We start from the raw sequence: 24519 nt of genomic DNA, 5'->3' as shown, positions 1-24519 counted from the left end.
CGGTTCCGACCGGAAAGGTTCCGTCAGGTCGGCGCGTCTTCCGCCTTGCGGATCTTGATGGCCCACAGCATGCCGATCACGGCGCCCTTCACGCGGGGCAGCGCGACCAGGGTCAGGGTCGTCAGGGGGATCAGGGTCAGCGGCGCCACCAGCCACGGCGAGGCTTCCCAGATCCACGGGAAGATCAGCATGGGCGCCACGATGACGTGGCCGACCAGCAGGATCGTGAAATAGGCCGGACCGTCATCGGCGGGATAGAGGCCCAGTTCGTGGCCGCATGCCTCGCAGACCGGCTCCACCTTCAGATAGCGCCGATACAGCCGGCCCTCGCCACAGTTGGGGCAGCGGTGCTGAAGGCCGCGCTTGAGGCCTGTGAACACGGACGCGGAGGGATGAGGCTCAGACATGGCGTCCATATGCGCCTGCAGCGACGGCGAGAAAAGGGCGACCCGCCGTCGCATGGCCCAGAGCTATAGCCTTGAGCGGCTAGTGCTTGGCGTCGCGCGCGGCGCCGCTGACGGCCTTGCCGGCCGACGAGACGTCACGGCCAACGCCTTCGATGGTGTTGCAGGCCGAAACGAGCAGCGCCGAGGCGGCGACGGCGAGGACAACCAACTTACGCATCCGAAAACTCCACCTTGGACGGGATCGCGGCGACCTTAGCCATGGGCCGCGCCGAGCTTCAAGGGCCGGGCGCGGCCGGGCGGTCAGCGAACCCGGCGGACCGAGCTGAAGCGGTCGTTCTGTCGATTGGGCAGCACCCCGACATCGTAGTCGTACACCCAACAGCGTCCCTGGAAGTAGGCGTGCTCGCAGAACTCCCAGGCCCCCCGCGAGATCCGTATCGAGGAGACGCGGTCATTGAAGCCGATCCGCGCCAGATCGGGCATGTCGCCCCGGATCGGCCGGGCGTCGCCGTAGAAGTCGCGGTGCTCGAACAGCACGACCCCGCCGCCGCCCCAGCGATCGCGGCGGTCGTCCCGCCGGTCGTCGCGACGGTCATAACGGTCATCCCGCTGCTCGTAGCGGTGGTCGCGGCGGTCCCAGTCGCGATCTTGCGCCAGGGCCTGGGTGGTCAGCAGCGCCAGGGCGCCGCAGGTGATCAGGAATGCGGTCTTGCGCATGGAGGCCTCCCTCAGCGAATGCGGCGGATGGAGCTGATGGCGTCGTTCCACTCGCGCGGAAGAACGTATTGATCGGCGTCTAGGCGGCTGCAGCGGCCCTGGTAGTTGGCGTGCTCGCAGATTTCCCACTGACCGCGCACGATGCGGATGGACGAGGCCTTGTCGTTGAAGCGCGCGACGTCGAGATCGGGCGTGTCGCCCATCACCTCGTAGACGCGGCCTTGGTAACCGGCGTCCTCGAACATCAGGATGTCGCCGCGATAACCGCCGCCGCCGCCGCCGTAGGGCGGGCGTCCGCCGCCACCGTTCCAACCGCCGCCGCCCGGGCCGGGGCCAGGACCCACGAAGCCGGCGCATTGCAGGCGGCCATCACGGTTTTCCAGGCCCTGGCCGCCGCAATCGCGAGCGCGCGCGCTGCTCCATTCCCAACCGCCCCGATCGGTCTGGCAGCGCGCCCAGACCTGACCGTTGAAGGCCGTGATCTCGCGGCAGGAGCGGGTATAGGAGCCGCGCGGCGGGTCATCGTAGCGGCCGTTCCAATAGGGCGCCTGGGCCGAGGCCGCGCTGGCCATGGCCAGGACGGAGAAGGCCGCGAGCGCGAAGGTCTTACGCATGATGTTCCCCCAACCGAGGCGTGATCGTTGATGTAACCTAGCCGCGCCGCGCCTGAACGGCGGCTGAACGGCTCAGCTCGATCGTTCAGCGCTCGCCAGGGCGGTAATCGATCTTGATGTGGCCCTTCAGCTGGTCCTCTGTGAAGCGCACAGGCTTGGTCTTCATGGCCACGAACAGCGGCGTCTGGTCGGCGTAGTGCGGCGAGGTCGCGTCCAGGGTCGCCGAGCCGAACTGGTGGATGCTCTCCGATCGCAGCCCGCCCGCCTTGTCCCAAGTCACGAACATCACGAGCGTGTCGCCGCCGTCGGCGGTGGTGGTCCCGTCCTTCTGGGGCTTGCCCCAGACCGAGCGGAAGGTGTCGGCGGCGCCGTCGATCGGCAGATCGACCTTGCCGCGTCGGATTCGATTGACCTCGCCCCACTCCGGATCCAGGCGGCCAAAGTGGGTCTTCAGCGTCTTGATCGCCGCACGCAGGCTGTCGATCGGCGCGGGCGCCGGGTCGCCGTTCGTGTTGGCGAAGAGGATCGGCTGGCTCATCAGCGCGGCCAGGGCCGCGCCGCGGTTGGCGCGGTCGGCCTGCTTGTTCCAGGCGCGCAGGATCTCCTGGGCCTCGGCGAGGTCGGCGTCGCCCTTGGGATCGACCGCGAGCACCTCGCGCACCATCGCCATGACGCTGGAACGATCGCTGAAAGCGACGTCGAACTTGTGGGCGCGGAAGCTGGCCTCGGTGATCGCACGGTCGGCGCCGAAGGTCTCCAGGGCCCGCCAGGCGCGGTTGGTCATGTTGGTCTGCAGGCCCATGGACGCCGGGAAGTCCGCCGGCTTGAGGTTATCGGCCGCCTCGCTGGCCTCGAAGGGCGTGTTGTTGGAGTTGAAGACGAGGCCCGACTTCGGATTCCACAGTTGCGGGCTCTGCTCGACGGGCAAATAGCCTTGCCAGATCAGGTCGGAGCGATCGCCGGGCAACACGCCGCTCCAGTCGGCCTTGGCCTTGCGGTTCGGGTATTGGCCGTTGTGCACGAAGCCGATGTTTCCGGCCGCGTCGGCATAGACGTAGTTCAGGCTGGGGATGGCGTGGGTGGCGATCGCGGCGCGCCAGTCCTCGAGGGTCCGCGCCCGGTTGAGCCGCCAGTACTGCAGCGGCTGGCGCCACTCGCCCATGCCCGCATAGCGGATGGCGAAGACGCCTTGCTTGGTCTCCAGCACCGGCCCGTGCGCGGAGCGCAGCACCGCCTTGCGGACCGGCAGGACGATGGGGCCCAAAAGCTTCACGCGCAGGGTGACATAACGCTTGTCGAAATCCTTCCACTGGCCGTCCAGCCGGTACTGGTTCTTGTTGGCCGGGTTGATGGTGAGACGATAGACGTCGACCAGGTCGGGCTTGGAGACGGTGTTGGCCCAGCCGAGCGTTGCGTTGTGTCCGTGCAACATGAACGGCGAACCGGGAAAGAAGCCGCCGGCCACGTGCCAGCCCTGGCCGCTCTGAACGACGGCTTCGTACCAGGCGACCGGGCCGGTGTAGGGCTGGTGGGAGTTCACCAACAGCCGCGTGGCGCCGTCGACGCTGCGCGAGGGGGCCGTCGCAAGCCCGTTGGACCCCTTGGGCGGTGGTCCCTTTGTCGCCGGGGCGGTGATCCGGCGCAGCTCGCCGTCCAGGCCGTAGAAAAAGGGCTGCTTGAAGATGAAGCCGGCGGCGACGTCCTTGCCGGTGACGGGCAGAAGGCCGGGCTTGGCCTTCTCCGGATGTTTGGCGACATAGAGGCTGACCCCATCGGCATAGGCCTCCATGATCGCGCGCAGGTCCGCCGGCAACGCGTCATAGTGCTTGTCGACGGTCGGCCAGACCTCCAGCAGCGAGACCACATAGTCGGTCGGCGCGGCGCTGGCGCCCTTGCTGCGGGCCAGCACGCCGCGCGTGGCCAGCACCACATCCTGCAGGGTCTCGAAGTCGTCCTCGCTCTGGGCGTAGCCAAGGCCGAAGGCCGCATCGGCGTCGGTGGCGCCCAGCACGTGCGGCACGCCCCATTCGTCGCGGCGGATCCGGACGTCGTAGAGCTTGGCCTTGTCGAGCAGCGCTTGCCGGCTGGGCGCCCTGGGCAGGCTGGAGCGATCGATGGCGATCAGGGCCAGGGCCGCGATCACCACAAGCGCCAGCAGCCCGCCGATCCCGCGCAGGATCCACTTCATCCCCGTCTCCCCCGTCCCTTGTTCGTTAGGGACGATCATGCGGGGCGGGGCGGACGGGGGAAAGGGCCGGGTTCGACCAAACCTTGCCGAAACTTCATGATAACGCCGTTCGTTGGGCGCTCCGGGCCTGATACGACAGGGGCGGACATCAGGGAGGCGCGCGATGGCTCGCAGGTTTACGGTTCCGGCTTTGGCTGTTCTAGCGTTCGCGATCGCCGCGCCGGCGTTCGCTCAGGTTCCCGAAAACATCGCCAAGGCGGTCGCCGATCCGGCGCGCCCGGCTGCGGACACCGCCCGCGACGCCGCCCGGCATCCGGGTGAGATCCTGGCCATGGCCGAGCTCAAGCCCGGCGACATGGTCGTCGACTACATCATGGGCGGGGGATACTTCACGCGGATCATCTCGGGCGCTGTCGGGCCCAAGGGCGTCGTCTACGCCTACCAGCCGGCCGAGTTCATCAAGTTCGCGGCTCGCTACGGCGAGAGCCTGAAATCGGTGACCGCAGCCCTGGCCAACAGCAAGCCGTTGGACGGCCCGATGACCGCGCTGGACCTGCCCGACAATGTCGACGCCGTGATCACCGTCCAGAACTATCATGACATGCATCTGAAGCCGTTCCCGACGGACACGGCCGCCAAGGCCAACGCCGAGATCTTCAAGTCGCTAAAGCCGGGCGGCGTGTTCCTGGTGATCGATCACTCGGCGGTCGCCGGTTCGGGGATCACCGCCGCCGACACCCTGCACCGCATCGACATCGCCGCGGTCAAGGCGGAGGTCGAGGCGGCGGGCTTCAAGCTGGAGGCAGAAAGCGCCTTGCTGGCCGATCCGGCGGATGCACGTACGATCAACGTCTTCGACCCCGCCATTCGCGGCAAGACCGATCAGTTCATCCTGAAGTTCCGCAAACCGAAGTGACGACCACGCTCCAAGTATTTGATTCAGAGCCTCATTATCGCGTCAAAACGATTCCGTATTGACGCGCGAGGCTCTAGGCCGCCCGCGTTTCCTGGCCCATGAAGATGACGCGCGCGCCTTTGGCGACCGCCGCGCCCAGTTCGGCGACGTCCCAGTTGGTCAGCCGCACGCACCCGTGCGAGGCGCGCTTGTTGACCAGGTGGGGATCCGGCGTGCCGTGGATGCCGTAGGTGTCCTTGGTGAGGTCGATCCAGGTCGAGCCGACCGGGTTGTTGGGCCCAGCCTTGATGGTGAGCTTGGCCTTCGCCTTGCCGAATGTCAGACGTGAGGGATCGTAGGTGTAGGTCGGACGCGGGGCCAGCGTGCGAACCGCCCACTCACCCTCGGGGGCCGGGCGCTCGGCGCTGCCGACGGTCGCGGGGTAGACGGCGAGCTGAGCCCCGGCCGCGTCGAACACCCGGACCTGGCCCAGGGTCTTGTCGATCTCGATCCGCTCGACCTTGCGGTCCAGGGTGTCGTTTCCGACGGCGGCGACGACGATCGTGGTTCCCGCGACGCCGAAGTCCACGCCGGGGTTCAGCATCTGGAGCAGCGCCTCATCCATGTGGAACCGCTCCGCAAGCATCTCCAGCGGGGTCGCGTAGTTGAGGGCGGGCAGGGCCGCCATGGCCTCGTAGTCGTCCTTGGGGATGGCGGGGGTGAACGGGCCGGCCACGTCTTCTGCGGTGATGCTGTAGTCGACCAGAACGGGGCCGCCGTCGGCCGTCGTCAGGGCGTCCAGCAAGGCCTGGCTGACCTGTCCGTCCGGCGTGATCTTTCGCGCGGTTTGGAACGCCTTGATCGCCAGGGTCAGGTTGGCGCCGTCGCGGCCGTCGATCACGCCGGGAGAGAAATGCGCGCGGTCCAGAAGCGTTTGGATCCGCACCAAGACGTCGCGTCGCGCTTCAGGCGTCGAAGCGTTCGGGTCAAACCGCGCCGCATTGAGCGCCCGGGCCACGGGGGAGCGCGAGGCCAGGGCGGCGGGCGCGGGGGGCTTGGGCGTCTCGACCTTCTGCACCGTGCGTCCGGATGGCGGCTTGGCCGGTTGGGGATCGTCACAAGCGGTGAGGGCCAGAACAGCCAGAAGGGCGATACGGGAAGCCAGACCAGTCATACGCTCTCCAGGCGGAACACTCTCCCGTCTCAAACCTTGAGCCATGGCGAAGTTCCATCAGGCGGGAGATCGACGTGAGCGCGCTGCGCCGGCTGATGCTGGGATTTGTCCTGTTGATCGGCGTGGCCGGCGGCCTCTGGCTGTGGTGGCCGTCGACGCCGGACAGCGACGCGCCTCAAAGGGCTGAGGGGGCGGAAAGCGCCTACATCCCGTCCATCGATCCGCCAGCAGGATCCGCGATCAGCGCCGGTGGTCCGCAAGCCTGCGATCAGGGATCTGCGCCGCCAGGCGCCGCCGCCGCCAATGCGCGGTCGCTCTCGACCCTGGCCTGGTCGCCCTTCGGAAAGCCCGAGCAGGGCTGGGAGATCTATGGGCCGCGGATCGCCGCCGAGATCGGCGCGACGTGCGGGCCGCAGACGCGAGCCTTCGCCGCCGCCCTGGCGCGATGGCAAGGCGCGCGCGGCCTGGCGCCGAGCGGTCTGTTCGGCCCGGAAACCTTCGCCGCGATGGCGCCGGGCTGGCATCTGGCGCGGCCCTTCGTGCGCGTGAACCGGCAGGGCCTGTGTCCCGGCGCGCCGCCCGAGGCGACCCTGGTCGCGGCGGGCCCCGCCGAGACCTATGGCGGCAAGATCGTGCGCCTCCGCCCCGCCGCTCTGGCGGCCTATCGGCGCATGGTTGAGGCGGCGAGGGCTGACGACGTGTCCATCCGCGCCGGCCAGTTGGCGATCTTCTCGGGCTTCCGCGCGCCTGACACCGACGCGGCGCGTTGCGCTGCGGAGCGTAACTGCCAGGGCCTTGTGCGGACGATCTGCTCGGCGCACCGGACAGGGCTGGCGGTCGATCTGGTCCTTGAGGGCGCGCCCGGGTTCGGACCGGCGTCCACCGACGACGTCAACCGCCTGGCGATGGCCCGCTCGCCCGCCTATCGCTGGATGGTGGCGAATGCGGGCCGCTTCGGGTTCGTGAACTACGTCTACGAGCCCTGGCACTGGGAGTGGACCGGCGAGCCGCTGTTGCCGGGACGGCCGATCTCGAGCCTGCCGCAAGCCGGCTCGGAGCCGGTCACCGACTCTCCGCCCGAGTCTTAGACGTCAAGCGCCCTCAGGCGTTATCGCGTCATCCAGGGCTTGGACTTGCCGGTCGGCGCGGCGGCGCTGGCGCGCTCGACCTTGCCGCTGGAGGCCTTGGGGCCATGGCCATGGCGGCCCTGGGCGGCCTTTTTCAGGCGCAGGGCCCGCTGCATCGGCGTCTCGCCGTCGGGGGCGGTGTCGGTCTTGTCGGTCATGGATGCGATGTAGGCCTGCAATGGCGCCTTGAGAAGGCCGCGCTTGAACGTCAGTCTGGAAAGATGTCGCGCCGTCGCCTGGTTCCCGTCTCGATCCTTCTGGCCGCCTTGGGCGGAGCCAGCGTCCAGGCCCAGGCGCAGAAGCCGCCGCCGGAGGCGCCGAACGCGGTGTCGCCGGTGCTGATCCTGCCGCCGACCCTGCCGCCCAAGCTGGTCTCGACCTATCCCGCGCGCGATCAGGTGGTGGCCCCCGGCGTGCTGATCCTGAAGGTCGCCTTCGACCAGCAGATGTCGCCGACCGCCTGGAACTACGCCCCGGCCGCCGGCGCCGAGCCGATGGACTGCGTGAAGACGCCCCGCCTGCTGTCGGACCAGAAGACCTTCGTCCTGCTGTGCCGCGTGCTGCCGAACCGGACCTACGGCGTCACCCTGAACGCCGAGCGTGCGGGCGGCTTCGCCAACCTCGGCGACAATCCCGCCGAGACCGCTGTCCTGACTTTCAAGGTCGGCGCCGACGCCCCGGTGACGACGATGCGGCGCGCGATGCAGGCGGCCGGCCTCAATGACGACCAGACGCCCGTCCAGGACGCCCCCTCGGCCGTGGCCTCCGGCGCGCGCTGAGCTTCACCGCTGGCGCGCCGGGCGCGGCTGCCGCATCATCGCGCCATGACGGGGGAATCGGTCGGGCGTGAGTGGACGGGGGCGGACCTCGCGGTGGTGGTGGGCGACTATGTCGCCCAGCTGGAAAAGACCCTGGCCGGCAAGCCCGTCGACCGCGCCGCCCACGCCCGCACCGTGCGCTTCGTCACCGGCAAGGCCGACGGCCCGATCAGCTGGAAGCAGGGCGAGATCTCGGCGGTGCTGTCGCTGATCGGCCTGCCGATCCTGAAGGACCAGCCGCCCCGCTGGAGCTATGACGACGCCCTGCTGGACGCCGTCGAGGAGCAGCTGGCCGCCAAGCCCGCCCTGCTGGCCGCCGTCATACGCCCCGACGCCCTGTTCGCCGCGCCCGACGCTGTGCCCCTGGTCGAAACCGCGCCGCCCCCGCCGGCGGCGAGGAGCGAGCGGTTGATGCAGGTGCTGCAGCGCTTCGACATGGGCCGGCGCGCGCAGGAAGACCGCTTTCTGGGAGCCCTGGGCGTCGCCAGCGTCGTCGCCCACGAGGCCCGCCGCCTGTCCGACCACGGCCGTCCCGACATCGGCGCCCGTGTCCGCCCGGCGCGCGGCGGAGATCCTGACGGCTGCGACGTCATCGGCTTCGGGCTCGACGAGACGCCGCGCCTGATCGTGGTCAAGACCACCCTGGCCGGCGAGTTCGCCCCGTTCGCCCTGACCAGCGCCGAGCAGGACCTGTCCCAGGCCCAGCCCGACGCCTTCCGCGTCATCCGCGTCTACGACCTGTTGGGCGAAGGGCGCTTCTACCGGGTCAAGCCGCCGTTCGGGTGAGGCGAGGGGGCGGCCTCACGCTCTAGCGCCGCCGCCCATACCGCACCGCCCCGCGCGGCGGCTCGGCCGGCGGCAGGGGCGTGGCCTCCCTGGCCAGGTCCTTGCGCGAGGGGTAGGGCGGACGCGGCGGCGGCCAGGTGCGGGCCGGCAGCTTGCGGGCCGGCTGTGGCGTCGGGCCGGTGAAGTCCATGGCCACCACCTCTTGCTGGCGCAGCAGGGCCTCGGTGATGATCTCGGCGGCCTCCAACGCCTCGGGATCGTCCTCGCCCAGATAGTCGCGGCGAAAGCGCCGGACCCGCCGCTTGAACAGGCCCGGCACGCTGTCGGGGCTCACCAGCATGGCCAGGGCGATCAGGTAGATCGAGCGGAACATGTAGGCCGTCTCGTGCTCGACCTGGGCCCGCGACGGCCGCCAGTCGACAAAGCCGGTCATCAGAAGGCGCGCCCGCTCGGCGTCATAGGGCTCATCGCCGTTGGACCCGTCGCCGGGAAACGACCCCAGCCCCTCCTGGTCGGCCGTCGCCAGCCGCGTCAGCCGGTCGGCCGGGGTGGCCAGCCTGAGCGCCTCCTGGTCGCGCCCCGACTGGATCGCCGCCGCCAGCCGCGCCAGCGTCGCGGCCTTCAGGTCGGACGGATCGGTCGACAGCGGGGGCGGCCGCGGAGGCGGGGGCGGCGCCCGACCCGACGCGGCGGCGAAGGCCGGATCGAAGGCGTCAAGCGCTTCGGCGTCGGCGTCCTCATCGCCGGTCAGCCACAGCTCGCCCGGCAGCGCCCCCGCGCCGCCCAGCGCCGCCCGCCGCGCGGCCTCCGCCTGCGCCTCGAAGGCCGCCGCGTGCTCGCGCGCCACCGCATCGCTGTGCGCCTTCTTGGTCCAGCCGTTCTTGCAGGCGTGGCGATAGATGCTGGTCGGCGAGACCTTCCACTTGGCCCCCAGCTCGGCGGCGGTCGCGCCGTTCTTGTACTCCTCGGCGATCTGGGCCCACGAGGCCTCCGAGAGGCGGAACCAGGTGGCGGGGGCGTCGGGATGGGACTTGCTCATGAGCCGTAGAATACGGCCGCTCCGGACACCGGGGACGCAGCGGGGCGTAGAGCGGGGTCGGGGTGAGGGATTTCAGGGGGTTAGACCTGGGAGAGGTGGGGAGTTGGGCCATGAGCGGACTCTAAGATCGCTCCAGGAAAACGACCTTCATTCGCATCCTGCGTGAGCAGACTTCCTGCGACCGATGAATGCGTTAGGGCAACGGCGCTTCGTCCGTTTTTGGCGCAACGGTGTGTTTAGCTGGACATCTGCGGCATCGACGGACTTAAAGGCGGCCGCAGGGGCCGCTGGGACGGAGTTCGCTCCCCGCTGCGTTGATCCTGTGATAGCGTTTAAGGAGATTCTGCGCGCGGCCGCAGGTTGGTGACATGGCACGAAGCGATCTGCTGATATCTCTGGTTCGGGCTGGCGCGGCGGGCGATCGCTCGATGCTGACCACCACCGTGGAGGCGATCGTCGCCGAGGAGAAGTCACGCAGCCATCATGTGCTGGCGGACCGACTGGAGCGGGCCCTGCAGTCGGTGCCGGTGACCAATTCGGCGGATCTGCGTCGCAGCAGCACCGGCGGGCGCGACTTCGTGATCGAGAGTGAGGCGCGGGTCGAACTAAGCGATCTGATCCTGCCATTGCCGGCCAAGCGGCTTAGCCAGCAACTAATCCAAGAGCAGCTGCGGGCTGATCTGTTGCGAGCGCAGGGCATGCAGCCGCGTCACCGAATCCTTCTGTCTGGTCCTCCGGGCAACGGCAAGACTTCGCTGGCCGAAGCGATCGCCCAGGCCACTGCCTTACCGCTGTTGACCGTGCGTTACGACGCCCTGGTCGGTGCCTATCTGGGCGAGACTAACGCCAGGATGGCGCGCCTGTTCGAATATGCCCGCGCTATACCGTGCGTTCTGTTCTTCGATGAGTTTGACGCCGTCGGTAAGGAGCGCGGCGACGTTCACGAGACCGGCGAAATCAAGCGCGTCGTCTCCTTCCTGCTCATGCAGCTAGATCAACTGCCCAGTTATGTCGTCGCCGTCGCCGCGACCAATCACGCCGAGTTACTCGACCGCGCGGTTTGGCGTCGCTTCCAGCTTCGGCTCGAAATGCCAAGGCCGGACGCCGCCGGCCGAGCAGTGCTGGTGTCTCGTTTTATGGATTCTTGGCCCGAGCCCTCCGGCCTATCGGCGGAGAAGGTCGCCCAAAAACTGGGTGCGGTAAGCTTTGCCGAAGTGTCCGAGTTCTGCCAAAACGTGCGTCGCAGACATATTCTCGCTCAGGGTGGTGAGTCGCTTCGGCAGGTCCTGAGTGACGAGCTGGCGTTGTGGGCGTCCAGAGTGACGCCGGAGGGACATGGCGAAGCGTCCGAACCGTCCGCTATTGAGACTCGACGACCCAACCGGTCGCGCGCGCGTGACAAGGATCGGGTTCCCGCGCCCAAGGCAGATTCCGACCGCTGAACAGCTGCAGAAGCCGGCCGGTCAACGTCTTCAGCGCCTAGCCCAAATACTGACGCCCGGCGCCAACGCGCTGCAGCTCAGGGCCGACCCCGCCGGCATCGCGCCCGAGCGCCTGCTGGTCTTTGATCTAACGGCGGACGTCAGCGGGTTCATGCGCGCCGCGGCCAGGGTTCCAGGCCTCGAGTTCGTCGGGGCTGACGAGCTTGAAGCCCAGGACGGCGACCGTGATCCGGCGGTCTACTTGATGATCCCCGACGCCAGAGCGCTGACCCAGATGGTCGGCCTGTGGCGTCAGCACGCCGCCGGGCGAGCCCTGCCGCAAGGCTTCGCGCCTTGGCGCGACCTCTTCCTGCAGATGAAGGATCTGCGTGCTTGGGGGCCGGAAGACCGCCTGACTCTGGAGGATCGCGCCGTGCTCGCCGAGCAACGCGCCGACGCCCGCGGTCTGGTCAGAATCGAGCTGGAACTGGTCTATCGCGCTGAGGCGCAGGGCGTTCAAGCGCAGGCAACCGCCTCGGTCGTGGCCCGAGGCGGCGTAGTCATCTCCTCGACCCGGATCGACGGCGCGCGCTACCACGCCATGCTGGCCGACGTGCCGATCGCGGAAATCCAGGCGATCCTCGCGCGGGGTTACGAGGGTATCGTAGCCTCCGAGGCAGTTATGCACATCCGACCGCAAAGCGCCGTGCATCTGACCACCTTCGAGGCCCAGGATGGCGGGACCATCAATGGCGGGACCCCCTTGCCGGACGGCGCGCCGATCGCGGCGATCTTCGACGCAGTACCGCTGGCGCTGCACCCTCAGTTGGCCGGACGTTTGTCGATTGAGGATCCCTTCGGTCTTGAGCCCCAGGCAGTCGGACCGCGCCTTCACGGCACGGCGATGGCGTCCGCTGTCGTGCATGGCGACCTTCTGGCGCCGCAATCGCCACCGCTGACGCGGCGCGTCCATTTCGTTAACGTAATGTTCGCCCCACCGCAGATCGATGACGACGAGCGTTTTCCCGATCGCTTGCCTGCCGACCTGTTTCACGAGGCCATCGTGCGTATGAAGTCCGGGCCCGATCCGACGGCGCCCGGAGTGATTATCGTCAACGCTTCACTGGGCGACCGCAACAAGCCTTTCTCCGGCAAGATGTCTGGCTGGGCCCGCGTCGTCGACTATCTGTCCCATGCCTACGGCATCCTCTTCGTGATCAGCGCCGGCAATCACGGCACCGACCTCGTGAACGACGAGGTCAATACGATCGCCTTCGAGGACCTAGCGCCGCTCGAACGCGCGAAACTTGCCTTGAAGGCCAGCGGTTCGGCCATGGCCTATCGCCGTGTCCTGGCGCCAGCCGAGTCGATTAACGCCATCACGGTCGGAGCGCTGCATCAAGACAACGCGCCGGTTGGACCCTTGCCCGCCTCGACCTTCGATGTCTGGAGCCAGACCGGTTTATCCACCGTTTCCAGCGCGCTCGGTCCCGGTCACGGCGGCGCGGTCAAACCCGATATCCTTGCGCCCGGCGGACGGCATCACGTCCGACTGATGCCCAAGGGCGCGGGCCATGCGCTGCGGCCCATGGGTAAGAACGCTGGAACTTTCGGCGGCATTCTCGTCGCCGCGCCCCCGACCGCAACTAATCCTGCGGCAGCCCCGCTGGCCCGCTCAATCGGCACTAGCGTGGCGGCTGCCCAGGTGACCGGCTTGGCCTGTCGGGCCCATGAGGCGCTTGAGGCCGTCTACGACGATTTCCTAGACATTCCCTCGGCCCATCGGGCGGTTCTGCTCAAGGCCATGCTGGTGCATTCGGCCCGGTGGACCGAAGCGCGCGACCTCATTGTCGAGACCCTCGGGCCGGCCAGCGGCAAGTTCAGCGTCCAGCAGAAGGACAACGTCCGTCGTTTCCTGGGGTTTGGCGCGATCGACGGCGACGTCATCCTAGACTGCGCCGAGGATCGGGCGACGCTTTGGAGCGTGGGCCGGCTTAACTCCGATCAGGCCCACACCGTGCGCGTACCGCTACCCGTCGCCATGGTCGGCAAGGCCACGCCTCATGAGGTAGCGGTGACCGTCGCCTGGCTCGCGCCGCCGCGTATCGGGGCCCCCAAGTATCGTGGCGTGCAGATCAAGATGATTGAGCCGAAGGAGTCGGCCGCCGCCCTTGCGGTCACGGCGGGCGGCCGCCAGCCTGACTATAATCAGATCCATAATGGCACGGTCGCTCATCGCCGTTGGGAGGGCGACAAGGCGGCGGTGTTTGGCCAGGACGCCACCTTTGACATCGTCATTCAGCGTCAGGTCGACGACGTGATCGACCCGACACCCTATGCCGTGGTTGTCACCTTGAAGATGACCGGCGTGGCAGGAATCTATACTCAAGTACGCAACCGCCTTGCCATCAAGCCGCCGATCACCGTGCCGGTGTGATCAGGATCGATGTTGCTCGCGCCTCCGTCACCGCCAGGAAGCAGACATTCCGAACGGCAGAGATGAATCAAAAACACCCCCGCCAGTCTCCCGGCGGGGGCGCTTCAAGCTCAACAATCCAGCGCTAACCGCCCCGATCAATCCTCGTCCATCTTCAGGGCGGCGATGAAGGCTTCCTGCGGGATCTCGACCTTGCCGAACTGGCGCATCCGCTTCTTGCCTTCCTTCTGTTTCTCCAGAAGCTTCTTCTTGCGGGTGGCGTCGCCGCCGTAGCACTTGGCGGTCACGTCCTTGCGCAGGGCGCGGACGGTTTCGCGGGCGATGATGCGGCCGCCGATGGCGGCCTGGATCGGGATGACGAACATGTGCTGGGGGATGAGGTCCTTCATCTTCTCGCACATGCCCCGGCCGCGGCTTTCGGCGCGGCTGCGGTGGACCAGCATCGACAGGGCGTCGACGGGCTCGCTGTTGACCAGGATCGACATCTTGACGAGGTCGCCGGGGCGGTAGTCCTCAAGCTGGTAGTCGAAACTGGCGTAGCCCTTCGAGATCGACTTCAGGCGGTCATAGAAGTCGAAGACCACCTCGTTCAGCGGCAGGTCGTAGACGACCATGGCGCGGCTGCCGACATAGGAGAGCTCGCGCTGCATGCCGCGGCGGTCCTGGCACAGCTTGATGACGCCGCCCAGGTACTCGTCGGGGGTGAAGATCGTGGCCTTGATCCAGGGCTCGGCGATCTCCTCGATCTGCATGACGTCGGGCAGGTCGGCGGGGTTGTGCAGCTCGATCTCGTCGCCGTTGCGCAGCTTGATCTTGTAGACCACCGAGGGGGCGGTCGCGATCAGGTCGAGGTCGAACTCGCGGGAGAGGCGCTCCTGGATGATCTCCAGGTGGAGGAGGCCGAGGAACCCGCAGCGGAAGCCGAAGCCGAGGGCGGCGCTGCTCTCCATCTCGTAGGTGAAGCTGGCGTCGTTGAGGCGCAGCTTGCCGACGGCGGCGCGCAGGTCCTCGAAGTCGGCGGCGTCGACCGGGAAGAGGCCGCAGAACACGACCGGGACCACTTCCTTGAAGCCCTTGAGGGCTTCGGCGGTGGGCTTCTTCTCGTCGGTGATGGTGTCGCCGACGGCGGCGTCGGCCACCTCCTTGATGGAGGCGGTGAAGAAGCCGACCTCGCCGGGGCCCAGGTACTCGACGTCGGTGGCCTTGGGCGTGAAGACGCCGACCTTGTCGATGCGGTGGGTGGCGCCGGTCTGCATCATGCGGACCTGCTGGCCGGCCTTCAGGCTGCCGTCGAAGATGCGCACCAGCACGACGACGCCCAGATAGGCGTCGTACCAGGCGTCGACCAGCAGGGCCTTGAGCGGGGCGTTCGGGTCGCCCTTGGGCGGGGGCAGGCGGGTGACGATGGCTTCCAGCACGTCGGGGATGCCCAGGCCCGTCTTGGCCGAGCACTCGACGGCGTCGGAGGCGTCCAGGCCGATGACGTCCTCGATCTGCGCCTTGACGCGGTCGACGTCGGCGGCGGGCAGGTCGACCTTGTTCAGGACCGGGACGATCTCGTGGTTGTTGTCGATGGCCTGGTAGACATTGGCCAGGGTCTGGGCCTCGACGCCCTGGGAGGCGTCGACGACCAGGATCGAGCCTTCGCAGGCGGCCAGGGAGCGGCTGACCTCGTAGGCGAAGTCGACGTGCCCGGGGGTGTCCATCAGATTGAGGATATAGGTCTCGCCGTCGGCGGCCTTGTAGGTCAGGCGCACGGTCTGCGCCTTGATGGTGATGCCGCGCTCCTTCTCGATGTCCATGTTGTCCAGGACCTGGGCGCTCATCTCGCGCGCGGTCAGGCCGCCGGTCGTCTGGATCAGCCGATCCGAGAGCGTGGATTTGCCGTGGTCGATGTGAGCCACGATTGAAAAGTTGCGGATCTTGTCCAGAGGCGTCGAAGTCATGCGCGTGCGCATATCACATTTGCGCTGCTTCGCGAGGGGCGTTGCGGTCGCGGTGGGGGCGTGAGCGGCGGTTATGCTTAACCGCGCGTTAAGTTTGGAGCCCCAAACCGGACGCAATGGCTTGCAACAGTGTTGCAAACAACTCGATCCGGAGGCCCTGACATGGACCGTCGCAAGCTGATCCTCTCAAGCGCCGCCCTCGGCCTGTCCGCCGTGGCTTCGGAAGCCCTGGCGCGTCAGCGGATCACCGCCGAGCAGCTGCCGCCGGCTCAGCCGATCACCGATCCCAACGCGCCGCCGCCGCCCGCGCCGCGCGAGACCTACCCCGCGCCCGCCGCGCAGGCCGGCCCCGCCCCGGCGTCCAGCGGGATGACCCCGACCTACGACACCGGCCGGGCCCAGACCTACTCGGCCGATGAGATGATCCGCGCCACCTCGGACTTCCTGGGCGTCACGGCCGAAAGCGCCGGCGCGGCAATCGAGAAGATCTTCAAGGACAAGGGCCAGCCCACCGGCTACATCGCCGGCGAAGAGGGCTCCGGCGCCTTTGTCGCGGGGCTGCGCTACGGCCGAGGCCTGCTCTACATGAAGGGGCGGCCGACGCTGGAGGTGTTCTGGCAGGGACCGACCATCGGCTGGGACTGGGGCGGCAACGCCAGCCGCGTCTTCACCCTGTGCTATGATCTGCAGTACCCGGACGCGATCTTCCGCCGCTTCCCGGGCGTGGAGGGCAGCGCCTACCTCATCGGCGGGCTGGGCGTGAACTATCAGCGAGCTGACGAAATCACGCTGGCGCCGATCCGTGCGGGCGTGGGCCTGCGCCTGGGCGCCAACGTCGGCTACCTCGGTTACAGCCGCAAGCGTCGCAAGCTGCCGTTCTAGGTCGGAGGGCCGGTTTCGGTCGTCAGTGCTTTTCGACCCTGCTGTTGAGCCAGTCCATGACCGCCAGCAGCACGCCCGAGACGACGAACGAAAGGTGCACGACCACCAGCCATAGCAGGCGGGCCTGGTCGAGGGCGACGCCGGGCTCGGTGAGCTTCAGGAAGGCCTTCAGCAGCGCGATGGCCGAGATCGCGACGATCGAGGCGATCAGCTTCATCTTCAGGCCCGAGAAGTCGACGGTGCCCATCCAGTCCGGACGGTCCTCGTGGCTGGCGGTGTCGATCTTGGAGACGAAGTTCTCGTAGCCCGACAGGATCACGATCACCATCAGGTTGGCCGCCAGCGACAGGTCGATCAGGGTGAGCGCCATGAGGATCGCGTCCTCGGGCTTCATCGACAGAATGTGCGGCAGTTCGCGGAACAGTTCCTGGAAGAACACCACCAGCAGCGCCGCCAGCGCCAGGACCAGGCCCACATAGAACGGCGCCATCAGCCAACGCGAGGCGAACAGGCCGCGTTCCAGCCAGGTTTCCACGATGGGCTTCTTCATCCGAATCTCCGCTCCGCCGTTCCGTCTAGGACGCAAGCGTGACGGTATTTAGCGGCTGAAGGCTACCGCATAACGGAAGGTCTGTTGCTCGCCCGCCGCCAGCCGCACGCGCCAGGCGACCTGACCCTGCCGAATATCGTGCTTCTGGGGCTCCGCCACGACCTTGAAGCGCGGCGCGCTGGGATCGTGGCGGATCTCCACCGTGACCGGAACTGACTTGGCGTTGGTGAGGTCGAGTTCGTAGGTCCGCCGCACACGGTCCTTGGAAAGGCGGCGTTCCTCGACCAGACGCGGGCGCGCGCGGACGTCCATGGCGCGGCCGATCACCAGGTCCATCGGTTCGCCGACCGCCACGTCGCGTACGGCTTGCTCGCCGGCGAAGGTTGGGCGGCCCTCGGCGGTTTCGATCGCCGACAGGGCGCCTGAGGGCAGCGGCTTGCCGAGGCCGTTGGTGGTCTTGTTCTCGAGGCGCAGGACGACATCCGGCGTCACGAACGGCGCGTCGGCCTCGCCGTAGTCGTTGTAGCTGTCCATTGCGACCGCATAGAGCCGCTGGAAGGCCACATCCTTCTGGTCGAGGAAGGCGACCTGCTTGGTCTGCCGGGCGTTCAGGGTGACCGGCTCGGGCAAGGTATAGAGCTTGTAGTCGCCCAGGTTCGACTGCTCGGCCAGCTTGGCGCGCGCGCCGGTGACGACCACCTCGCCGCGCGAGGGGGCGAACATGGGGACGGCCGACATGACCGGCGGAATCGGGAGCGGCGGCGCGGGCGGAGGGGGCGGCGGCGGGGCCTGGCCGTAGTGGGTGGTGTCCATCGGCCAGCAGGCGCGATAGATGGTCTTTGACTGCCCCCTGTCCACGCGCACGGGGGTGCGCGAAAGCTTTCCGGCCACTGCCTGGGTCTTGGCGCCGACAAATTGGCTGCCGCCGCTGTTGACCAGGGTCAGCCAGCCGGTCAGGTCCAGGCGGCGCCCGTCGGGATGGATGCGCGCCACATAGTCGGCCTGCCAGTTCACGCCGAGCGCCAGATACGACAGGGTCACCTTGGCGCGCGTGGGCGAGGGAACCTCGACGACGGTCGAGAGGCTGGGCTTGTCGGTGAGCCCATCGGGGACGCGGTCGAGCACAAGGCGCTCGGGGCCGCCCGAACAGCCCAGAGCCTCCACGCCCTCGGCGGTGCGGACCATCAGACCGTAGGGGGCCTGGATCAGCGTCGCGTCGACGGTCTGCTGGCGACCGGTCGTTCGATTGGTGCGCACCACCTTGATCGGTTGGCCCAGCGAACGTTCCACGAGGGTTCCGGGGCTCAGCAGGGCATAGTCGTAGTTTCGCTCGACCGCCTTGCCCGGCAGGCCCTCCAACGCCGCGCTTTGCGGGATCAGGCCCTCGGCGACGCCGTCGAAGCGGAGCGTGTGGCGGCCGGCCGGCAGGTCGACGGTGCGCGTCTCGGTGACCAGAACGAGACCCTTTTCGCGCGACTGCTGTCGGAGCCAGGGGGACATCGCCTGGAACGGTCCGTCACCGTCGCGATAGAGGGTGATCGCGACCGTCTCGGGCGCGCGCGAGGCGAGGGTTTCGGCGTGTGCCGGGAGCGCGGCGGCGAGGGCAAGGGCGCTGGCCGCGAGCAGCTTCTCCTCCCCCGAGAAACGGGGGAGGGGGACCGCGAAGCGGTGGAGGGGGCGCTTGAGACTGGAGGCGACGCCCCCTCCGTCACGACGCGTATTCGCATCGCGCCACCTCCCCCGCGATGCGGGTGAGGAGGATCTGTTCATCACCACCCCGTCTCGACCGTGAAGGTCAGCACGGTTTCGCCATTGGCCGGAACCGGCACGCTCCAGCCCAGGGTGTTGGCGTCGATACGGCGGCCCTTCAGGCTTTCGGTCTTTACGGTGCTATCGCGCCCGAGGCCGCCCTGGCGCAGTTCCACCGTCACCGGCTGGTCCTTGGCGTTGCGCAGCAGGTACTTCATCTCGTAGCGGGTCAGGCGCTTGGAGACGCGGGACTCCGCCACCAGGGTCGCCTGGCTGGAGACGTCGAAGGCCTCGCCGGTCTTGATGGAGAGTTCCGAGCCGCCGGGCGTATGGCCGATGGCGTTCTCGCCGACGAACTTGGGATCCCCGGCGGCGTCGCGCATGTAGACGCGCATCGTTCCGGCGGGGAGCTGGCTGCCCAGGCCCGCGAGCTTGGCGTTGCTGAACTGGATGGCGACGACGGCCTTCACGGGTTCGGCCTGGCTGGTGAACCAGCCTTCGCGGACTTCATAGACCTTCTTGGCGGTGACGCCCTGGGCCGACAGGAAGCCGACCTGCTTGCTCTGGTTCGAGGCGATCGTGGTCCGCTCGGGCAGAGGATAGACGTAGTAGTCGGCGACCCGCTCGCCCACGCCGCTTTCCACGCCAGCGCTGATCATCCCGGACGACCGACGCGGCTGGAAACCGCCGCCGTCGTTCAACTGGTTGACGTCGCCCGCCACCAACTGGGTACGCGCATTTTCGAACGGCGTGCCGGAGTTGTTGGACAGCGTGATCCAGCCCTGGAGATCCAGAGCGCCCTTGGCCTCGTCGAACAGGGCGACATAGTCGGCCTTCCAGGACAGGCCCGAGGTCAGGTAGCTCAGCTTGGCTTGGCGCGGACCGGCGGTGGCGGCCTCGACATTGACCGACAGGGTCGGACGGGCGCGAAGGGTCTCGGGCACCTTGTCGAAAATCACGCGGGTCGGCACGCCGTCGTCGCGCAGAACCTCGATCCGGTCGCCGATCTTCAGGACGACGCCCTGGTTTGCGGCCAGGACAGTGGCGACCTCGGTGGTCTCCTTGCCGTCGCCGGGGTTGGTGCGGACGATCTTGACCTGCTGTCCGACCGCCTTCTGCATCAGCTTGTCGGGCGTCAGCAGGTCGTAGTCGAAGTTCTGCTCCAGGATCGTCACGCCTGGCGCCGACAGGCTGACCGTCTCGGGGCGGATCGCGGCGGAGACGTCCTTGAACTCCAGCTTCTGACGCCCGGCCTTCAGGTCCAGCGGGCGAGCATCCTCCACCAGGGCGAGGTTGGAATTGTAGATGGTGACCGAGACCTCGCGCTCCTGCGCGAGGGCGGCGAGCGGGGCCAGTAGCAGCGCGGCCGAGGCCAGCAGCATGCGGCGGTTCATCGACGTCCTCCCGTGTATTTACAGAGGTAAGCTACACGGGATTGAGGCGGTGTCGAGGCGGTTGAGCGCTTCCCAATCCGAACTTCCCGGCGAAAGCCGGGACCCAGCTTCAGGCAGAGTGGCGGACCTCTAGAGCGCCTGCGCCTTACGATCTGGGCCCCGGCGTTCGCCGGGAAAATCGGTGGAAGGCTAGCCGCCCCAGACCTGCTTCAGGCGCGCGTCACGACCGCAGCCGGTGCGATAGGCCATATAGTTCAGCTTGTTCCGCTTGGCGTAGTCGCGGTGGTATTCCTCGGCCGGATAGAAGGTCTGCAGCGGCAGGATGGGGGTCTTCATCGCGCCGGTCTTCAGGCGCTTGGCGGCCTCGGCGCGGGACTTCTCGGCGATCGGGCGCTGGGCGGGCGTGACGAATACGGCGGGGCGGTAGGACGGTCCCCGGTCGCAGAACTGGCCGCCGTCGTCGGTGGGGTCGACCAGCTTCCAGTAGCGATAGAGCAGGAACCCATAGTCCAGCTTAGCCGGATCATAGGTGACGCGGACGGCCTCGTAGTGGCCGCTGGTCTCGCTGGTGACGTCCCGATAGGTCGGGTTCTTCAGGTGGCCGCCGGTGTAGCCGCTTTCGACCTTGAGCACGCCGGGCACGCCCTGCATGTCGTGCTCCATGCACCAGAAGCATCCGCCGGCGAAGACGGCGGTCTCGGTCTTCGGGGCCGCCAGGGCGGGAGCGGCCAGCATGGCGAGGGTGGCGGCGATAAGGATGATCAGGCGGCGCATCGTGAACTCCGGAGGTATGGTTCTACAGATACGCACGCCGGCGCGGATCGGTTACTGCCGCCAGCCGAATCCGACGCCGCGCACGGAGGGACAAGCCGCCAGCCGCGAGGCCAAAACTTGCGCGCGGTCGTCGCCCTGGTCGTCGATCTCGAGGCGAATAGCCATGTGCGCCCCCTCGGGAACGGCGGACAGGGCGCGCAGGCGGGCCTGCTGCACCGAGGCCACGCCCAGCACGCGCATCAGCGCGTCGGGGGTGTCGTCGGCGGTGACCAGGAAGAGGCGGCGACGCAGGGACGCAAGGTCGCCGCCTTGCTGTTTGAGCGGATCTACGCGGTCGCTCACGGACGGAACCACTGGTGCTCGACCGAGGCCGAATTGACGCCCGGCCAAGCGGCGAGATCACGCGCCAGCAGACGGGCGGCCTGGTCGCCCAGATGGCGCACCTTCAGCGACGCTTCGACGATCTGGCCCACGGGCTTCATGGTCAGGCCGCACAGTTCGGCGCCGCTGTCGGCGAGGCCCTGGCGCACGGCTTCCAGAGCGCTGGGGGCGTCCTGAGCGGCCAGCAGCAATTGGTGGACCGTGACGCCGTCATGGTCGCTATGAAAGGCGGGTGGAGAGGGCAGGTAGCTCATTGGGGTCGATCCTTGGCTTGAGAGACTTGGAGGACCGAGGAACCGCGCAACAAAAAACCCCGCTCGTGGGAGCGGGGCTTTTTGGAGATCTTGCGATCCTTCGGCTTTGGGTTTGGTAGGGTTTCCTACCGCTGCTTGCGCCGATTTTGCCCCGTTCGAACTCGGACGGTTTTAATCTGATTAATCATGTTCCACATCGCCACGGCGCACGACATCACGGCCACGGCGGTAAGGCCGGTGGTCATAAAGGCGGCGAAGGCGAAGGTCGATTGCATGTGGAAGCGATGATTTCCGTTAGCGCAGCCTAGAGGTAGCGCGGGGTTTTCGGTTGCGCAAGGTCTTGCCGGCGAAAGAGGCGATCGGTCGCGGGACGGGGCGGTTTTGCCCTCGGCGAGGCGGGGCGCCTGGAAATTCAGCACTCGCCCCCACCGGACCTCGCTTGGCGAGGTCGTCCGCCCCCGGAGGGGGCGGAAGGCGCGCGAACCTTCTTACCCCTAAGGGGGAGGAGGGCCGCAGGCCCGGAGGGGGCGAGTCAGCGATTACCCCCGCAGCTTGCCGCCGGCCTTTTCCGCCGCCGCGACGACCTTGGCCGACAGGGCCTCGATCTCGGCTTCGGTCAGGGTGGCTTCGCGCGGCTGGACCACGATCTCGATCGCGACCGACTTGAAGCCCTCCGGCACGCCGGGGCCTTCATAGACGTCGAACACGCGCGCGGTGGTGATCAGCGCCTTGTCGGCGCCGGCCAGGGCCTTCACGAGATCGCCGGCGGCCTTGGGCTTCTCCACCAGGAACGCGAAGTCGCGGGTCAGCGGCATCAGGGCCGAGGGCGAGAAGGCCGGGCGGGTCTTGATCGACTTCTTCTTCGGCTCGGGGATCGCCTCCAGGGTGATCTCGAAGCCATAGACCGGACCGGCGACGTCCAGAGCCTTGAGCACCGCCGGGTGGATCTCGCCGAACTCGGCCATCACCGCCTTGGGGCCCAGTTGCAGGCGCGCCGAGCGGCCCGGGTGCCACCAGGACGAGGCGGTCCCTTGCGCCGTCTGCAGCGAGGCGACGGGTGCGCCCAGCTCTTCCAGCAGGCCCAGCAGGTCGGCCTTGACCGTGAAGACGTCGCCTTGCGGCGCCTTGTCCCAGCCGCGCGGAGCCTTGGGGACCAGGATCGCCGAGACGACGGTGCGCTGGTCGGCGGGCTTGTCACCGTGGAAGGTCGGGCCGATCTCGAACAGGGCCGCGTCCGGGAAGCCCTGGCGGGCGTTGCGGCCGGCAGCTTCGATCAGGTTGGGCAGCAGCGACGGGCGCATGCAGTCCAGCTCCGAGGCGATCGGATTGGCCAGCACCAGCACGTCCTGGCCGCCGCCGAACAGCTCTGCGGTCTTGCGGTTGGTGAAACTGAACGTCACGGCCTCGGCGTAGCCGGCGGCCGCCAGGGCGCGACGGGCGGCGCGGGCGCGGGCCTGCTTGGCGGTCAGGATGCCGCCGACGGCGCGCGGAACCTCCGGCAGCGGCGTCGAGGGCAGGGCGCCATAACCGGCGATGCGCGCGACTTCTTCCACGAGGTCGGCCTTGCCTTCCACGTCGCGGCGGAAGGTCGGCGGGGTGACGGTCCAGGGCGAGCCCAGCGCGACGTCGAAGCCCAGCGCCGCCAGGATCTGGTGGGTCTTCTCCGGCGTCACGGCCAGGCCCGACAGCTGGCCGACATAGTCGGGGTCGAAGGCGAAGCCCTTCGGCGCGGGCGGAACCTCGCCGACATAAAGAACCTCTGACGGCTCGCCGCCGCACAACTCCAGGATCAGCTTGGTGGCCAGCTCGATCCCGTCCACCAGCGAGCCGGTGTCGACGGTGCGGGCGAAGCGGTACTGGGCGTCGCTGGCGATGCCGGTCGTGCGGCCGGTCTGGGCGATGCGGATCGGCTCGAACCAGGCGCTCTCGATGAAGACGTCCACGGTGTCGTCCGAGCAACCGGTGCTTTCGCCGCCCATGACGCCACCGAGGCCGATCGGACGCTCGCCGCCCGCGTCAGCGATCACGCACATCTCCGGCGTCAGCTCGTAGGTCTTGCCGTCCAGGGCGATCAGGTGCTCGTCGCCGTTCACGCCGTGACGGCCCAGGCGCGTGGAGATCTCGCTCCCCGACAGCTTGGCCACGTCATAGACGTGCAGCGGGCGGGCGCGGTCGTAGGCGATCAGGTTGGTGACGTCCACGAGGGCGCTGATCGGGCGCAGACCGATGGCGGTCAGGCGGTCCTGCAGCCACTTGGGCGAGGGGCCGTTCTTGACGCCGCGGATATAGCGGCCAGCGAAGGCCGGGCAGGCCTCGCCGTCGACCTTGACGCTGATCGGGCTCGGATAAGTTCCCGGGATCGGCGCGATCGACAGGTCCTTCAGTGTGCCCACGCCGGCGGCGGCCAGATCGCGGGCGATGCCGGCGACGCCCAGCCAGTCGGGGCGGTTGGGGGTGACTTCAAAGTCGATGACGGCTTCCAGGCCCAGGGCGTCGACGGCCGGCGTGCCGACGGCGAGGCTATCGGGCAGCTCCATGATGCCGTCGCTCTCGGTGGCGTATTCCAGCTCGGCGGCCGAGCAGAGCATGCCGTTCGAGACCACGCCGCGCACCGGCTTCTCGACCAGGGTTACGCCCAGGCCCGGCACATAGGCGCCGATCGGGGCGTAGATGGTGGTCAGGCCCGCGCGCGCGTTCGGCGCCCCGCAGACGATCTCCTTGCGGCCGTCGACCGTGTCGACCTGGCAGACCTGCAGGCGGTCGGCGTTCGGGTGACGCGCGGCCTCGACGATCTTGCAGACCGTGAACGGCGCCAGCTTGGTCGCCGGATCAGTGACGTGCTCGACCTCGAGCCCGGCCATGGTCATGGCCGCGACGATCTCGGGGACGGTGGCGGTGGTCTCAAGGTGATCCTTGAGCCAGGACAGGGTGAATTTCATCGTCGGTCTCTCAAAATCCTCCCCCTC

The 24519-nt window shown here is 68.1% G+C and carries 24 protein-coding genes; 7 read left to right on the top strand and 17 right to left on the bottom strand.

What is annotated here, in order from left to right; translation table 11 throughout:
• Nucleotides 1-23: 23 nt before the first annotated feature.
• The 5 genes from CSW63_RS17495 to CSW63_RS17475 form a co-directional block, all read right to left on the bottom strand.
• Entirely contained in the window at nt 24-416 is a 393-nt protein-coding gene (locus tag CSW63_RS17495; protein ID WP_062097749.1) for a DUF983 domain-containing protein, read from the bottom strand.
• Between the two features lie 70 nt (nt 417-486).
• Nucleotides 487-624 carry an entericidin A/B family lipoprotein gene (locus CSW63_RS17490; protein ID WP_062097698.1) on the bottom strand — a complete coding sequence of 46 codons (138 nt, stop codon included), beginning with the start codon at nt 622-624 and terminating at the stop codon, nt 487-489.
• An 83-nt stretch (nt 625-707) separates the two neighbouring features.
• Nucleotides 708-1124 (bottom strand): beta/gamma crystallin family protein, encoded by a 417-nt coding sequence (locus CSW63_RS17485; RefSeq protein ID WP_062097696.1) that lies wholly within the window; start codon nt 1122-1124, stop codon nt 708-710.
• 11 nt (nt 1125-1135) lie between these two features.
• Complete coding sequence (locus CSW63_RS17480) at nt 1136-1738, bottom strand: beta/gamma crystallin-related protein (protein ID WP_062097694.1); 603 nt, start codon at nt 1736-1738, stop codon at nt 1136-1138.
• 85 nt (nt 1739-1823) lie between these two features.
• Complete coding sequence (locus tag CSW63_RS17475) at nt 1824-3926, bottom strand: acylase (protein ID WP_062097693.1); 2103 nt, start codon at nt 3924-3926, stop codon at nt 1824-1826.
• A gap of 163 nt (nt 3927-4089) precedes the next feature.
• Here CSW63_RS17475 and CSW63_RS17470 point away from each other — a divergent pair, with 163 nt between their 5' ends.
• Nucleotides 4090-4842, top strand: a complete 753-nt coding sequence (locus CSW63_RS17470) for a class I SAM-dependent methyltransferase (RefSeq protein ID WP_062097691.1) — start codon at nt 4090-4092, stop codon at nt 4840-4842.
• Between the two features lie 73 nt (nt 4843-4915).
• Here the strand turns inward: CSW63_RS17470 and CSW63_RS17465 are convergent, their stop codons facing one another.
• Entirely contained in the window at nt 4916-5995 is a 1080-nt protein-coding gene (locus tag CSW63_RS17465) for a L,D-transpeptidase (protein ID WP_062097689.1), read from the bottom strand.
• Nucleotides 5996-6069: 74 nt separating this feature from the next.
• Between CSW63_RS17465 and CSW63_RS17460 the strand changes: the two genes are divergently transcribed.
• Nucleotides 6070-7083: a M15 family metallopeptidase gene (locus tag CSW63_RS17460; protein ID WP_246842028.1), complete on the top strand. Its 1014-nt coding sequence runs from the start codon at nt 6070-6072 to the stop codon at nt 7081-7083.
• A gap of 20 nt (nt 7084-7103) precedes the next feature.
• Here CSW63_RS17460 and CSW63_RS17455 read toward each other — a convergent pair whose 3' ends face one another.
• Complete coding sequence (locus tag CSW63_RS17455) at nt 7104-7280, bottom strand: hypothetical protein (protein WP_062096230.1); 177 nt, start codon at nt 7278-7280, stop codon at nt 7104-7106.
• Between the two features lie 63 nt (nt 7281-7343).
• Here CSW63_RS17455 and CSW63_RS17450 point away from each other — a divergent pair, with 63 nt between their 5' ends.
• On the top strand, nt 7344-7901 hold the full coding sequence (locus CSW63_RS17450; RefSeq protein WP_062096226.1) for a hypothetical protein: 558 nt from the start codon (nt 7344-7346) through the stop codon (nt 7899-7901).
• 45 nt (nt 7902-7946) lie between these two features.
• A complete protein-coding gene (locus CSW63_RS17445; RefSeq protein ID WP_062096225.1) occupies nt 7947-8726 on the top strand; it encodes a DUF3883 domain-containing protein in 780 nt (259 codons plus the stop codon).
• Between the two features lie 22 nt (nt 8727-8748).
• On the opposite strand, the gene CSW63_RS17440 is transcribed toward CSW63_RS17445, so the two are convergent.
• Nucleotides 8749-9765, bottom strand: a complete 1017-nt coding sequence (locus CSW63_RS17440; RefSeq protein ID WP_062096224.1) for a hypothetical protein — start codon at nt 9763-9765, stop codon at nt 8749-8751.
• Between the two features lie 428 nt (nt 9766-10193).
• Here CSW63_RS17440 and CSW63_RS17435 point away from each other — a divergent pair, with 428 nt between their 5' ends.
• Both CSW63_RS17435 and CSW63_RS17430 read left to right on the top strand, forming a co-directional pair.
• Nucleotides 10194-11207, top strand: a complete 1014-nt coding sequence (locus tag CSW63_RS17435) for an AAA family ATPase (RefSeq protein ID WP_197425256.1) — start codon at nt 10194-10196, stop codon at nt 11205-11207.
• On the top strand, nt 11161-13623 hold the full coding sequence (locus CSW63_RS17430) for a S8 family peptidase (RefSeq protein ID WP_062096222.1): 2463 nt from the start codon (nt 11161-11163) through the stop codon (nt 13621-13623). The genes CSW63_RS17435 and CSW63_RS17430 overlap by 47 nt, the downstream gene beginning before the upstream one ends.
• Nucleotides 13624-13760: 137 nt before the next feature.
• On the opposite strand, the gene lepA is transcribed toward CSW63_RS17430, so the two are convergent.
• Nucleotides 13761-15569, bottom strand: coding sequence for a translation elongation factor 4 (lepA, locus tag CSW63_RS17425; RefSeq protein ID WP_062096228.1), 1809 nt, complete (start codon nt 15567-15569; stop codon nt 13761-13763).
• 162 nt (nt 15570-15731) lie between these two features.
• On the opposite strand from lepA, the gene CSW63_RS17420 reads away from it, so the two are divergent.
• Entirely contained in the window at nt 15732-16451 is a 720-nt protein-coding gene (locus CSW63_RS17420; RefSeq protein WP_062096221.1) for a DUF1134 domain-containing protein, read from the top strand.
• 22 nt (nt 16452-16473) lie between these two features.
• On the opposite strand, the gene CSW63_RS17415 is transcribed toward CSW63_RS17420, so the two are convergent.
• The 8 genes from CSW63_RS17415 to pheT all read right to left on the bottom strand — a co-directional run bounded on the left by CSW63_RS17415 (nt 16474) and on the right by pheT (nt 24492).
• The gene (locus CSW63_RS17415; protein ID WP_062096220.1) at nt 16474-17001 is read right to left on the bottom strand and encodes a TIGR00645 family protein; all 528 of its coding nucleotides are present in this window, start codon (nt 16999-17001) and stop codon (nt 16474-16476) included.
• A 48-nt stretch (nt 17002-17049) separates the two neighbouring features.
• Nucleotides 17050-18777, bottom strand: coding sequence for a DUF4139 domain-containing protein (locus tag CSW63_RS17410; protein ID WP_371415229.1), 1728 nt, complete (start codon nt 18775-18777; stop codon nt 17050-17052).
• The gene (locus tag CSW63_RS17405; RefSeq protein WP_062099728.1) at nt 18771-20144 is read right to left on the bottom strand and encodes a DUF4139 domain-containing protein; all 1374 of its coding nucleotides are present in this window, start codon (nt 20142-20144) and stop codon (nt 18771-18773) included. The genes CSW63_RS17410 and CSW63_RS17405 overlap by 7 nt, the downstream gene beginning before the upstream one ends.
• Nucleotides 20145-20333: 189 nt before the next feature.
• Nucleotides 20334-20918: a peptide-methionine (S)-S-oxide reductase MsrA gene (msrA, locus tag CSW63_RS17400; protein WP_062099729.1), complete on the bottom strand. Its 585-nt coding sequence runs from the start codon at nt 20916-20918 to the stop codon at nt 20334-20336.
• A gap of 51 nt (nt 20919-20969) precedes the next feature.
• Nucleotides 20970-21272, bottom strand: a complete 303-nt coding sequence (locus CSW63_RS17395) for a hypothetical protein (RefSeq protein WP_062099730.1) — start codon at nt 21270-21272, stop codon at nt 20970-20972.
• Nucleotides 21257-21553: a hypothetical protein gene (locus CSW63_RS17390; protein ID WP_062099731.1), complete on the bottom strand. Its 297-nt coding sequence runs from the start codon at nt 21551-21553 to the stop codon at nt 21257-21259. The genes CSW63_RS17395 and CSW63_RS17390 overlap by 16 nt, the downstream gene beginning before the upstream one ends.
• Nucleotides 21554-21678: 125 nt before the next feature.
• On the bottom strand, nt 21679-21828 hold the full coding sequence (locus CSW63_RS17385; RefSeq protein ID WP_024265662.1) for a hypothetical protein: 150 nt from the start codon (nt 21826-21828) through the stop codon (nt 21679-21681).
• Between the two features lie 264 nt (nt 21829-22092).
• Nucleotides 22093-24492, bottom strand: a complete 2400-nt coding sequence (gene pheT / locus CSW63_RS17380) for a phenylalanine--tRNA ligase subunit beta (protein WP_062099733.1) — start codon at nt 24490-24492, stop codon at nt 22093-22095.
• Nucleotides 24493-24519: the final 27 nt, after the last annotated feature.

This window comes from Caulobacter sp. FWC26, assembly GCF_002742645.2.
Classification (GTDB): domain Bacteria; phylum Pseudomonadota; class Alphaproteobacteria; order Caulobacterales; family Caulobacteraceae; genus Caulobacter.
This window is presented reverse-complemented; position numbering and strand designations above follow the sequence as displayed.

Bases quoted from the DNA above. Each gene is read 5' to 3' on its own strand.
- CSW63_RS17405 (WP_062099728.1), bottom strand. From the start codon at position 20,144: ATGAACCGCCGCATGCTGCTGGCCTCGGCCGCGCTGCTACTGGCCCCG.
- CSW63_RS17450 (WP_062096226.1), top strand. From the start codon at position 7,344: ATGTCGCGCCGTCGCCTGGTTCCCGTCTCGATCCTTCTGGCCGCCTTG.
- CSW63_RS17470 (WP_062097691.1), top strand. From the start codon at position 4,090: ATGGCTCGCAGGTTTACGGTTCCGGCTTTGGCTGTTCTAGCGTTCGCG.
- CSW63_RS17385 (WP_024265662.1), bottom strand. From the start codon at position 21,828: ATGCAATCGACCTTCGCCTTCGCCGCCTTTATGACCACCGGCCTTACC.
- CSW63_RS17480 (WP_062097694.1), bottom strand. From the start codon at position 1,738: ATGCGTAAGACCTTCGCGCTCGCGGCCTTCTCCGTCCTGGCCATGGCC.
- CSW63_RS17455 (WP_062096230.1), bottom strand. From the start codon at position 7,280: ATGACCGACAAGACCGACACCGCCCCCGACGGCGAGACGCCGATGCAG.
- CSW63_RS17490 (WP_062097698.1), bottom strand. From the start codon at position 624: ATGCGTAAGTTGGTTGTCCTCGCCGTCGCCGCCTCGGCGCTGCTCGTT.
- msrA (WP_062099729.1), bottom strand. From the start codon at position 20,918: ATGCGCCGCCTGATCATCCTTATCGCCGCCACCCTCGCCATGCTGGCC.
- CSW63_RS17485 (WP_062097696.1), bottom strand. From the start codon at position 1,124: ATGCGCAAGACCGCATTCCTGATCACCTGCGGCGCCCTGGCGCTGCTG.
- CSW63_RS17465 (WP_062097689.1), bottom strand. From the start codon at position 5,995: ATGACTGGTCTGGCTTCCCGTATCGCCCTTCTGGCTGTTCTGGCCCTC.
- lepA (WP_062096228.1), bottom strand. From the start codon at position 15,569: ATGACTTCGACGCCTCTGGACAAGATCCGCAACTTTTCAATCGTGGCT.
- CSW63_RS17390 (WP_062099731.1), bottom strand. From the start codon at position 21,553: ATGAGCTACCTGCCCTCTCCACCCGCCTTTCATAGCGACCATGACGGC.
- CSW63_RS17445 (WP_062096225.1), top strand. From the start codon at position 7,947: ATGACGGGGGAATCGGTCGGGCGTGAGTGGACGGGGGCGGACCTCGCG.
- CSW63_RS17495 (WP_062097749.1), bottom strand. From the start codon at position 416: ATGGACGCCATGTCTGAGCCTCATCCCTCCGCGTCCGTGTTCACAGGC.
- pheT (WP_062099733.1), bottom strand. From the start codon at position 24,492: ATGAAATTCACCCTGTCCTGGCTCAAGGATCACCTTGAGACCACCGCC.
- CSW63_RS17420 (WP_062096221.1), top strand. From the start codon at position 15,732: ATGGACCGTCGCAAGCTGATCCTCTCAAGCGCCGCCCTCGGCCTGTCC.
- CSW63_RS17475 (WP_062097693.1), bottom strand. From the start codon at position 3,926: ATGAAGTGGATCCTGCGCGGGATCGGCGGGCTGCTGGCGCTTGTGGTG.
- CSW63_RS17440 (WP_062096224.1), bottom strand. From the start codon at position 9,765: ATGAGCAAGTCCCATCCCGACGCCCCCGCCACCTGGTTCCGCCTCTCG.
- CSW63_RS17435 (WP_197425256.1), top strand. From the start codon at position 10,194: ATGCTGACCACCACCGTGGAGGCGATCGTCGCCGAGGAGAAGTCACGC.
- CSW63_RS17415 (WP_062096220.1), bottom strand. From the start codon at position 17,001: ATGAAGAAGCCCATCGTGGAAACCTGGCTGGAACGCGGCCTGTTCGCC.